Here is a 12304-nt window from a genome sequence, read left to right as displayed (position 1 = left end):
CTATGAAGTCCTCTTTCTTTTAGCTCTCACAGGCCTCAACATACGTGTATTGGCTACTGCCCAGTACGCAGACAAAGACCTCCAGTTCCTGTATCTCCCCCGTATAGCGATCTACAATGGAAAGCTTCTTGCCCGTAAAATCAATGAAAAGTTTATCGCCGGCCTTATGTGTGAAGTGCATGACCGGGGATACTTCCTTTACCCATTCCCTGTACCAATACCTGAACTGGGAAAGCCTGTAGCCATCTGGGTGCTTGGCAAAGTATTCTTGCCAGAGCAGTTCCTTGGTCACGCCCGTTTTGCGCAGTTCCTTGTCAAAGGAGGGAAAGTACTTCTCTAGGGTCAAGAGCTGTTGGCTCTTGCCCTTTTGGTCGGTCTTAAGGAGCCTGTTCAGTTCCTCGAGTGTCATCGCGGACACTTCATAGCTTGTCAGATGGTACCGATTAAAGAAATCGATATATTTAGTGATGGTATTGCGTGATAATCCTAGCTGAAGGCTTATTTTACGCTTACTGACGCCCTCACTGTAAAGTTTGAAAACCTGTTTTATTTTTCGCATATCTATTTGCTTGTTGGCCATAATATCTTTTTTTAAAAAGATATTTAAAGCGTTACAAATAGAATCGATTTTTAGTGGTTCACTTTCACCCGCTCCAGGTGGTTCACTTTCACCCGCCGCGCTATGCTCACATTAATCCGCTGTGGGTGGTATACTATGCCCGTTTTTTGCACCCCTATATCTTAATAAGAGAATGATTATTGCAATTAAGGATCAAAATTTACTTATGATACAACTCAACAACCGTTTTGTAAAGATTCATCACTTCGGTAAGATATACTCCCATTAATTTAAATTCCGAAAATAGAATACCTCCAAGCAAATTGATTTCATTTTCCCCCATACCAAACATAAAATTTCTAATAACATCTAAAGCATATCTATTTTTGTTTTCTGTGGTAATCGCAGATGTAAGATAAATAACCTTTAAAAATTTTGCACAAATCGGAATGCAGAATTTATTATTATGTAGTGAGTATTGCAAGTTGTGTAAAGCCATTATATAATAATTGTCTTTTCCTACGAGCAATTGAAAAAATTCGTTTTTTAAAACATCTAAGCTTATACCAATACCAGAATAATTATTTTGCAATAAAAAACTATAAAATTCAGTACTGCAATTATCCCTGTGATAAACGTTTAAATATTTTTCTGGACTAAGTAACCATTGATTGATTTGCGTAGCGTTTTCTTTTTTTAAAAGATATAAGGACGAATCGCTTGTAATTAGCCTAAAGTCCTTTCTACTGGCCAAAAACATATTATCTACAAGGTAGCTAAACATTGTATCACTTTCTTTACCCTCTTGTTTTAACCTAAATGCAATGTCAAGTTTTTCTTCTACTTTATCAATGGAACAATTTTCATCGATCCACTCTAAAATTTCTTTATAAAAACTAATTTTAGAATATTTATCAGGCATTGGAAAGACATTAACTCCTTTTAAAGTAATCTGAGCTGTGAGACCGTCTTCTGGTGAGCTTGCGGCTTCCTTTAATCCAATTGAGAAGATTTTTTTTGTGTAATGAGAGATAGTGAATTTACGTTGAAATTGGAAATTTAATTTTTTGGCAAGTTGATAAAATAAAATTACTGTAGTCACATCCAACCCGTACACTTCATTCGCGGCAGTGTTTATAGGATTAGTTGCTAATAATGGTAGAGTTGTAAACTTTGCTGTATTGTGACCTGTTAGATACAAATAAGCGTTAACAAGGTTGCCATTAAACACCATTTTAGAAACTTCAGAAAAACCAATACGGGAGTTATAATAGTCTTGAAGTCCTTTTTCTTTGTATTCTTGTTCTTCTGTACCTCTGACCCCGAAGTTCTTAATAAGAAAGTCTTTTAAACCATCTTTATCCGATGGAAATTCCATCATTTTAAAACCCAATTGATTAAGTGGGTTCTTAATTTCTTCCTGTATATTCCTAAGTAATTTGAGTGCATCATTATAGATCTCTACAACCTCTACTGAGTGAATAGACATGTCCAAAGCATTTGTATCAGTAAATTTATCACCTACTTTTTTATCGATAAACCTACCTTTAAAACCCTCATTGGAATCAACAAAAACCTCATCTAAATCCTCATTATTAACCCTATACCTCACCCATACGCCGACTTCTACCTTGTCATATTTTTCAAAAAACCTATCGCTATATTTTATAGAGAGACCAAAATATTCCTTTCTTGCTTGAATATTGGATTTACTTAATGCTAAGTTGTACAGGATAGTAAAAGCATAATCAATCTCAATATCGTTTCGAAGTAAAATTACCGCAAGAGCCAATGCAATCGTTTCATCATTAAAATTATTAGGAAATAAGCTAACTTCATTTTTTATTTCATCATAGGATTCTAAATTTTCAAGCGTATTGATATAGGCTATAAGGTATTCTTCATTTGCAGGGTCTATTTCTTTAAGTAGTTTCCCAATGTTTTTAACCTCGCCCCAATTATTTGTAAATGAATACAATGTATGCTCTATACGCAACAATTCTTCATCAACATACTGAAGATTTGTTCTTAAATTTTTAAGTATACCCAACAATTCAGAATACTTGCCTTCTCCCGCTTTCTCATTACTCAACAAACTCCTGTATAAGATAGAAGCGTACATCACTAATTCTTGTGAAGGTTTGTCTTTATCTACAAATCCTGATAAATATTCTATTGCCTGATTTATATGACCAATAGACTGGTATGATTCAGCTATTAAGCTTTTATAGTTTTGGTCTAAATCATCAGCACGTTCAAGTTCTTTCAATTCCTTCACTATTATTTTCTCTCGCTCCTCTGAAACTTCCAAATACCTTGTTTCGCAGCTTATTAAAAAAATCCTTTTGAGATTTTCTGATTTAAAGTATTTGGATTTTACCTTTTCTATATCCTCTAAGAAAAATTCTAAATCTATTGACTTATGTAAAACATTAAAAAAAGAATTCAAAATATTGAATCCATTTTTCTCATCAATAATTTCAATATTAACAAGATAATCGTTAAACACTCCTCGAATTTCATCGGTCTTTCTCAAGAAAAACAGAATCGCTGCTTTGACAAGATGAAACTCGCTGACCACTTCTTGTGAATCTTCATATTCAATCAAACTTGATAATGCAATTTCAAATTCAGAATTTACAACTAATGCTTGTACGTAGGTTAATGTGTAGAACCAATTTTCTTTGGGAATTGAAGTATATAAATTCTTCAAATTATGTAATCGAGATCTGTCTTTCTTTAGAAAAAAATCGAAATAATAATAAAAGTATTGATGATGCCAAATTGCCTTTGAAAGTTCGGTGTTTTCTAAAGTTTTAACATACTTCTCAAGTAATGGCATAAGTTTTTTCACTAAAGGATGTGATATGACTGGATTTTCCTTGCCGGCAAGAAAACGAATTGGGTAATCACCAAAAATTTCACTGATAATTAAATCCATTGTAATCGCCCATAATTGTCGATTTGAAAACGTTACTTTATCATATTTATCGTATTCAATTTTAAAGGGAAAATTATCGATTCCCACTTCTACCCCCAACGCATGTTTTCGCAAAATATAATTTGCGACATTAATTTTAAAAACATATTCATCCTTGACAGTTTGTGGCGTTTCGTCTATAGCTTTTCTTAAATCATTAGCATTATGGAGTCTTACTAACCAAGCCACAATATTAAATTCATCTTCTTTAAGAATTTCTTGAGCTATTATATCCGCTTTTTGTGTTTCTTGCAGATTCAAATATTCTATTCCAGCTTTCTCTTTTAATTCATTGTCGGAAGAATTTAATATATATGCTTGAACAAATTCTTTTGCGGTTTCTTGGATATCAAATTGTTGCAATTCTCTTTTACAAGTCGCTCTTAAAAAAAGAATTTTACTTTTTATTTCTGGATTATCCTTTAGTTTATCTGGAATCCTTGACAAGAGATTTCTCAATTGTTTTAATGCAGTCTCTGGCTTAAACTCATCAATTAGCGATTTTATATCCTGGAATTGCGCTTTATAGTCTTGTAGCAACAATTCAAGGCCTTGGATTTGAATATTGTAAGTGTCCCCTACTTGAAATGAGCCACCATTAGTATTTACAGCACCAGCATTGGTATTACCCCCCATAATTATCCCCTATTCTAAAATCACCGCCATTAGTATCAACATTACCCATATTTACATTTTTACTACCCTCTATATTAATATCGGATTTGGGCAGTCTTGAAATAATTTCTTTAAAATGATTTAAGTTTGCAGAATTTGCTTCAATAGAATTTTCCAAAATAGATTTTACTATTTCAAGTTTCCTCTCATCTGAAGGATTTTCTTGAAGCTCCTTTAGAGCTTTTTTGGGTTCTCCATCTTTGTAAAATAAAGATTTTGCCCAGTCTATTGCTCCTTGGGATATCGATTTTCCTGTATTTTCTGCAAGGTTTTCAAGACCTTTACTCGCCAAGGACATTGCTAATGTACTAAGCATAGCTGAAGTTATAAGTGCCATAATTAATTGCTTTTAAATGAATCTAAATATATATTATATAATATATATTTATACAATAACTGGTATTATAATTAAAGATTCCTTAGTTATTGAAATTTTTTCTGCATATTAAAATACATTTTCCTAATTATTATGCTGTTCATGCGTGGCTAGGTTATACTATTGGGAAAATATTTTTTAATAAATTCTTTTTAAAATCGTGAGTCGAGAGATATAATGGGGGAGGATTTTAAATATAAGGAATTAAACAGTTTTAAATGTCTCTGGCATTGCTATTGCAAAAGTTGTGTGGGCCCAATTTTTAGAAATTTGTGTTTAAATTGAACTTAAAAGAATTGTTTATCAACTCAAATCTTTGTTGGCCACTGGTTTTATCAGTTAAATAGTTCTTTAATTGTTACTTCTCTACCTAATTGTTTTGATAAAGAAACTAACATTCTCTCCGTTAGTTTTTGTTGTAATTTTATATTCCTTCCAATTGTTTCGTCGGAATTAAATTCCGCAAGATGGTCTTTAAATTCGTTGGAAATTTCGGCTTTTTTTGAGAGATCATTTATTAAGTCCTCAAAATAATCGTCTAATAAATCCTTAATTGAAAAAACAAAAGCTCTTTTAAGAACTAACTTATTCTTTTGTAAATTTAAATCGAGGGCATTATTTTTAAACTGTTCGGACATTATCTCAAATCGACCTAACAAATCCATTATTTCGTGTAATTGAATTGTCAATTCAGGGATTATTTCTGATTCATTATCTATTACAATTCTGAATTTTTTTATTTCGTGTTCGAAGTTATCAATTTTCTCAATAATCTGTTCAAGTGCGGAATCAGGAATATTTTCAATTCCATTTTCGTTAAGCAAATGTTTGTGCTTGATATAAGAATGGTAAACTTTCAAAAAATTACCTAAAACTCGATTATAAGCTTTTGATTTTTCTCGTTCATTTTTATCGTCTTGTAATTTGTAATTCCGATTATTATTTCTTGTTGTAAATATTAAAGTTCCAATCGCAGATATAAATCCCAATCCTCCAATTATTAAGGAAATAATTGCTGTTGTATTACTTAAAAATGATTCTTGTTGTTCTGTCATTTGTTTTTATTCAGCTTGTTCCAACATCTCTATAAACAACATGCCTAGTAGGCATATTAGCACAAGTGAGCAACAAGATTATTATAAATTCAAATATAAATAAAGCATAAATATCTCTATTACGGAAAACCGTAACAGCGTACATTTTCATCCCTCCTACACATAAAGCTACGGAGGGCAAAGGGGAGAATACCAAATATAAAAAATTTGCAACATAAATAAGCTATAAGCTTTAGGCAAAATCCAATTATCTAATTACAATTGTCAACCGAAAATCGCTTCATCTCCAATCTAAGCCAAAATCACCACGGTGTACGCGTGTTTCAGGAGACGGTGATTTACCCGTTGATTCGACCCATCAAAATAGTAGTGGCGTAAAAAAGATTTTTCTGGGCTTAACAGAGATGATTTGTCCGAACCTCAACAAATAACTATTAATGACATAATCAAAAACGACTCTTGGGTAGAGGAAGAGTCGATGGATATGTTGGCACTCTTAACCAATGAAAGGGTTATTTCATAAAAAATTAATGATTTACTTGTTAATTTTTTATATTTGAAATACCTATTTATACAGTTTTGTTTCCCTATTATTTACTAGACCGACTTCTCTCAATGAAAAGACATTAGGAATGGTATTGCTAAAGTTAATATATTTTGAAATGCTATAGAATTAATGATTTACACGTTTATTGACCAAATACTTGAACACTACTCTATTGATTTAGAAATATTAAGGCGTGATACTAATTTGTATAGTATTTCAATGTTACAGAATAAGGGCATATTTCATTTCGATGATAATTTTTTTGGTAATCAAGATAGTCAAGTTGAAAGCGTAAAATTCAATAGCTTTTTATCCATAGCAAAAGCTAATAATTCCTCTTTGGTTATAACCCCTGAATATTCCTGCCCTTGGGCTAGTGTTAGGCATATTTTAGATGACGCCAATAGACTTCCTAGTACAAATAAATTATGGGTTCTAGGATGTGAATCTATAACACCAGCAGAAGTTGCTGGATTTCAGGAAAACTATAATGGCATTAATAATATAGAGGTAATATATAATGACGATATTGATAATGCGCCAGGTGGTGTCTTGTTAGACCCTTGCGTTTATATTTTCAAAGCCAATAATTCAGATGGACAAGAAAGATTGATAGTTTTAATTCAGTTTAAAACTCAACATATGGGTGTTTGGAATGATAATTTGGAACAACAAAAAATGATTCCAGGAGAACATTTATATATACTTCGTAATTCTGAGGATTCTATAAATCTAGCAACTGTAATTTGTTCAGATGCAATGGTTTTTAATGGTGCAGAAATTTTTCCGAATGCAGCAGGGTTTTGGGATACAAGACCATTTATAATTCTTAGTATACAAATGAATCCGCAACCAAGCCACAGTGTATTCCGAAATTTTAGACGTAACATTTTGGAGCGATCCAATAAAGACGTGATTTCTTTAAACTGGAGCTCTGAAGGTAGTGCGTCTGGCTTTCCAAATTTTTTCACACAATATTGTAAATCAAATATTTCAATTACCACTGAGCATATTGTTAATGATAGTTATATAGAGGAAAAACGAATTGATGATAATCATAAGAAAGGCCTTTATTACGTATATACGAAACCAAGTAGGCACAATTTTTATTTTACTCCAGAGGTTGAATTCTTTTATTTGAGACTACGTAAACCATCGGTAGGACTGACACCATTGCCAGCTAATCGAAGAAGAGGGCCAGAGTTAGAGGAAATTTACACTTATGATCAAGAATTGGAAACTTTTGTGCCATCATCTAATACCAGTGATGGTTTTCAGGATTTTATAGATAGTATACAAATACAAAGTTCCAATTTGAAAAGTGAAGATGTAAATATTTTAGATAAAGAACGCTTAATTGCGCTAACAACTGGTGAACTTTCAAAGCTTAAACCTGGTTCAAATTGGCATACAGTGAATAGGCTCAAAAGTTTTCTATTAGAGGACAGCGAGTCTATAAAAAGATATACAGTAACTTTTGACGTAGAGGGTAAAGATTATCGTACTTCACAAATTGGAAAAGTTGAAGATCTAAATCTTAATGTATTGAAAAGGCCAGATTTATTTCCTGACATCATAGCATCTTTTAAGAATAATTGTACAGAAGTTATGTTCTTAAACAAAAATGGGATGAATTATAAATATAATTTGGTTAGTAATGATAATCAAATTGCAACTGTTGCATTTATAGGCCATAAATCAAAAGCTGATGCGCAACAAATTTTGCATAACCTCACAAAATTGTTTCCTGCAGAGGATTTAGGCAATAAGAGAATTGTAGTATGGTATAAACCAAATATGATTGCAAATAACTATGCTAATGAAGCTACTGATGTTCCAAAATATACATCAGCAGAAAAGACCAACCTTACATCAATAACTAAAGAATGACAACAGAAAACATTCAAGAAATACTTCCATCAGATTTCACTATAACAAGCAATAGTGAAAATGGAATGCAGTTATATCTAAGTCAGAGATATAAAGATAATATGATTGCAAAATATGTCTTTGATATTGATTACGAAAACCAAGATATTAATCTGAATGATTTTCAAGAGAAATATTTGTCAAAAGACTATTTTAATTCAGAAGGAAATCTTCAATGGAATTATTATCTAATTTTTCTTAGAGATAAGCTGCCTATTGAAATAAAAAGGGATATAGAAAAAGATGAAACTTATGCTAGAAAATTTGTATTTACATTAAATGAATTAAAGGATTATCTAAATTACGAAAAGGCAACTTCTGTTGCTGAAGAAAATGTAGTTGAAAAATGGAAAGCTCAATTAATAGAAGCTGATTTACAGGAAGTATTCAGTAATGAAAATTATACTGATGCTGTACCTCGTTATCTGGATAATAAATCTAAGAAAGTAGAAGAGCTACAGCCAATAGATTCCAAACCGGACGAGACGCAAGATTTTATTTTGGATGAAGTATTATCATTAGGTTTAAATGATGATTATCGAGATTTTCCTGAAAAACGAAATTTTGATTTTGGCAAAGTGAATTTGATTACTGGTCCTAATGGTGTCGGAAAGACATCCTTAATGGAAGCAATTGAATTGGTGATAACCGGAAATAACGTTAGAAATGAGAATAATTTCCCTCCACCAGGAGCTATAAAGGCGAAGTACGGTGTAAATTTAGATGAACAGCCCGATTCCTATGTCAATTCTATCCCAAAATTTAAGGCTAGAAATTACTATTGGTATAATACTTCCTATACTAAACAAAGATTCAATACCTTACATCACAGTTTCAATAGATACAATTTTTATAATAGTGATAGCGCTTATCATCTTTCTAATAATGCTAGTAGTAATGAGCTAACTTCATATCTTACGGCCATTGCATTAGGTACAGAATTCGGAGCAATAAGAGATAGGATTATTGGTTTTAGAGATAGAATTTCAAAAGAGCTAGATAAGTTCAATAACAATATTTTGCGTGAGGAAGAACTCAAGGATGAAGCGAATAAACAAAAGGAAAGGCTTAAAAAAATTTCTGATCCAGATGCAATATTTCAAAAATATTTAACCGAAGCCAAAGATTTAAAATGGTCTGGATTTCTTCCTAAAACTTTAGATGATGAAACAAAGAAATTCGAGGAAGATTACAGTACCGCTTATTCTCTTCTTAGCTCTATTGTACACTCAAAGGTAGTCAAAGAATCTGATGCTTTAAAAAAACTATCTAATCTTGAGACTCTTAAATATGAATTGCAGAATCAAGCAATTAAAAAAAAAGGATTTAATGATAAAATAAAAGTTCACCAGAATAGTATTATTGACAAGGAAGGTGATTTAAAACTCATCAATAATGCTCTTCACTATTTTAGTGATGCCAAATCTTTTAGAATTGAGACAATAGATGAAGAAATAAAAACATTAGAAAGGACACTTACCAAAACAGAAAAATTTTTAGCTGAGATTGCAGCACTTGAAATTACTGATATTAACTCTAGCTATTTTACTATAAAAGAGTTACGTAAAAGTCAGAATGAAATTTTAATTTCAAAGAATGCAGAATTAGAGCGAAGTCGAAAACAACTTAAGGTTTTAAAGAATGCTTTAGACAAAATAAAATCTCTAATGGTAGATATTAAATACTATGGACGAGAATATGTTGAAGCTAAAGAAGAAATAGATGCTTGTCCTCTATGTGAAACACCACATACTAAAGAAGAACTCAAGGCTAAGGTGCAAACAAAATACGAAGATAAAGAAAGTGCAAAAAGTATTGAAATATTCAATAAAAATATAAGTCAACTTGAAGATGAGATATCTAAAATAACTCGCAAGCTAAATCAATTAAAAGACTACGAAGAACTGCTCAAAAGTTATTATATCGAAGATGAGTTGGAGACTAAATTATCAGAAATAAAAATCCTGTTGAATAATGAATCATCTCAACTTGATGAGTCAAAAACTAAATTGGATGAACTAAAGAGCCTATCTTTAGACCTAAAGTTAGGAGGTTATGATTTAGATGATTTTCTAAGGCTTAAAGATAGTATAACATCCAAGTATAGTGACTTAATATTTAAAGCAGAAAACAAGTCAGGCTATGAAACTTTAAAAAATGAAATAGAGAAAAATATTGATAATGATAGGAAGAAAATCGAAATAGAAAAAGAACAATTAGCTAAGCTTGAAGGTCAAACCCAAGAATTATTGAATGATAAATATAATAGTGAGAGATATATTGAAGAAATTGATTTTGAAATAAGAGAATATCAATCTTATTGTGACTACTTTTCAAAACTTAAGACCTATATAGATTTTTCTTTTGAAGATTTTATTATTGAGATAAGACATAGCTTAGAACGCTTGAATAAAACTTTTGAAAGCTTTAAAGAACAAAAAGTTAAGTTTGAACAGTTAAACCTTGCAAATAAACTAATTAAAGAAGCTGAAGTGAAAATTGAAAATTTGCTACCTAAAAAGGAAAGGGCAAAATCAGCTTTAAAAATCCTGAATGAAATTCTTGTTGAGGATAGTGAAGAAAAAGTTCTTGGTAGTTTCTTTAAGAAAAATGAGAATGAAATAAGCGAAATATTTACAAGCATTCACTCTCCAAAGGAATTCTCTAGGCTATCGTTTGGTTCAAATAAAATAGTACTTTATAAAAAAGGTACTGATACAGAAGTGCCAATATCTCAGATTAGTACAGGCCAAAGAAGTGCACTTGCACTTTCAATATTTTTAGCTTTAAACAAAAAGCTTGCTAAGGGACCCAATGTTATTATTTTTGATGACCCCGTTACATATACCGACGATTTAAATATTCTGTCATTTCTAGATTACCTAAGAAGTATAGTAATTAATGAATCCCGACAAATAATATTTGCCACAGCCAGTAACAAAATAGCAAACCTATTTGAGAAAAAATTTGATTTTCTAAATTCAGATTTTAAGAGATTCGAATTAACAAGGACGGATAAGTAAATATATTACTTCTTCTTATCCCCAGCCCTTTTATCAAAAGCAATTAAATTAAACAGCTTATTCATTCTGCAAGTAAACAGTTACCATAAATTCATTCAATCCCTCGGTATTTAAATGGGGTGTTGCATTATAGTTTTCTTTCTCTGGGTTTTTGTATTATTGGTGTTAGCTTTTTTATATAAAGATTTGTATAACGTAGCCCCGACAGAAACAGGTTATAACTTAAATCTTTAATTCTTTATTTCTAAAAGTTTATTATATTTCTCTAGTAATAAGTAATATTTTTCTTTTAGTACATCAATTTGTTTAAGAGCCTCTTTAAGGGTGGTGGGTCTTCCTGCTTCGGTATAATCAATACTATTAATTCCAGGAATATCTTTCGAAAAATCAATTTCTAAATTTTTTCCATATTGAATTAGTATATGAAGAGATAGATTTGCCTGTTCAATATGCTTATAATAAGAAGATCTTGAATAACCAGCTTTATTGGCTGCCACTTTAACGGCAATTCCACTATTTTTAATAGCATTTTTTAAAATATCCCCTCTATGTACACTTTTCTTGCTCATGTATGTAAATTTCTAAAATGATTTGTGTAAAAAAGTGAACATTTATGTGTAAATATGTTTACTTTTGTTTATATTTGAATTTTGCAACTAAAAATCTTTGTTAGATTTTAATTGCAAACTAAATTTGCGACTCTTCTAAGAGCAAAACATTAGAAGCTTTCGCTTTGATTCTCGGATTGAAAACTGGTAATTTTAGGAACGAGAGGATAGGCAGATTGCTCACGACCCGGGCGTGGGCTCTCTTATCGTTCCAAGGTATACCAGTACCCCAATCCGTTAAGTTGAGTTCCGCGCCCTTTTGTATTGGGCTTGGTCGCTTTTTCTTCCTTCAACTTTCTTTCAAGGCAACTGTTTCTTCCACCAAGAAGCTTCGCAACTAATTTGTAACCAAAAAGATTTTGTTTATGAATAATAAGGATGGTGAATTCAAGAAGGATTAAAAAGTCTCCCTTTGAAGGGAGATTTAGAGGTATGTAAACCGTCTCACGCTTCACGATGGATAGACTGGACTAAGCTGACCCCTTTACTGGCTATCAATTTCAGCTTGCCATTCTGGCGGATGCTGACCCCCTTCACATAAAAACGGAAGCT

7 protein-coding genes are annotated in these 12304 nt (G+C 31.6%); 2 read left to right on the top strand and 5 right to left on the bottom strand.

The window, feature by feature from the left end; translation table 11 throughout:
* Positions 1–19: 19 nt before the first annotated feature.
* From K8089_RS04465 to K8089_RS04450, 4 genes are all read right to left on the bottom strand, one after another.
* Positions 20–580, bottom strand: a complete 561-nt coding sequence (locus tag K8089_RS04465) for a helix-turn-helix domain-containing protein (protein WP_237602084.1) — start codon at positions 578–580, stop codon at positions 20–22.
* Positions 581–779: 199 nt separating this feature from the next.
* Positions 780–4175: a hypothetical protein gene (locus tag K8089_RS04460; protein ID WP_237602083.1), complete on the bottom strand. Its 3396-nt coding sequence runs from the start codon at positions 4173–4175 to the stop codon at positions 780–782.
* Positions 4165–4551, bottom strand: coding sequence for a hypothetical protein (locus K8089_RS04455; RefSeq protein WP_237602082.1), 387 nt, complete (start codon positions 4549–4551; stop codon positions 4165–4167). Before K8089_RS04455 ends, K8089_RS04460 begins: the two co-directional genes overlap by 11 nt.
* A 374-nt stretch (positions 4552–4925) precedes the next feature.
* Positions 4926–5645 (bottom strand): hypothetical protein, encoded by a 720-nt coding sequence (locus tag K8089_RS04450; RefSeq protein ID WP_237602081.1) that lies wholly within the window; start codon positions 5643–5645, stop codon positions 4926–4928.
* Positions 5646–6321: 676 nt separating this feature from the next.
* Between K8089_RS04450 and K8089_RS04445 the strand changes: the two genes are divergently transcribed.
* Complete coding sequence (locus K8089_RS04445) at positions 6322–8082, top strand: hypothetical protein (protein WP_237602080.1); 1761 nt, start codon at positions 6322–6324, stop codon at positions 8080–8082.
* On the top strand, positions 8079–11144 hold the full coding sequence (locus tag K8089_RS04440) for an AAA family ATPase (protein WP_237602079.1): 3066 nt from the start codon (positions 8079–8081) through the stop codon (positions 11142–11144). Before K8089_RS04445 ends, K8089_RS04440 begins: the two co-directional genes overlap by 4 nt.
* 230 nt (positions 11145–11374) lie before the next feature.
* Here K8089_RS04440 and K8089_RS04435 read toward each other — a convergent pair whose 3' ends face one another.
* Entirely contained in the window at positions 11375–11713 is a 339-nt protein-coding gene (locus K8089_RS04435; RefSeq protein ID WP_237602078.1) for a hypothetical protein, read from the bottom strand.
* Positions 11714–12304: the final 591 nt, after the last annotated feature.

Origin of the sequence: Aequorivita vitellina, from assembly GCF_022008365.1 — a bacterium.
Taxonomy (GTDB): domain Bacteria; phylum Bacteroidota; class Bacteroidia; order Flavobacteriales; family Flavobacteriaceae; genus Aequorivita; species Aequorivita vitellina.
The sequence above is the reverse complement of the archived record's forward strand: the minus strand, read 5'-3'. Positions and strand labels throughout refer to the sequence as shown.

Coding starts and splice junctions, on each gene's coding strand:
- K8089_RS04465 (WP_237602084.1), bottom strand. CDS start 580: ATGGCCAACAAGCAAATAGATATGCGAAAAATAAAACAGGTTTTCAAA.
- K8089_RS04460 (WP_237602083.1), bottom strand. CDS start 4,175: ATGGGGGGTAATACCAATGCTGGTGCTGTAAATACTAATGGTGGCTCA.
- K8089_RS04455 (WP_237602082.1), bottom strand. CDS start 4,551: ATGGCACTTATAACTTCAGCTATGCTTAGTACATTAGCAATGTCCTTG.
- K8089_RS04450 (WP_237602081.1), bottom strand. CDS start 5,645: ATGACAGAACAACAAGAATCATTTTTAAGTAATACAACAGCAATTATT.
- K8089_RS04445 (WP_237602080.1), top strand. CDS start 6,322: ATGATTTACACGTTTATTGACCAAATACTTGAACACTACTCTATTGAT.
- K8089_RS04440 (WP_237602079.1), top strand. CDS start 8,079: ATGACAACAGAAAACATTCAAGAAATACTTCCATCAGATTTCACTATA.
- K8089_RS04435 (WP_237602078.1), bottom strand. CDS start 11,713: ATGAGCAAGAAAAGTGTACATAGAGGGGATATTTTAAAAAATGCTATT.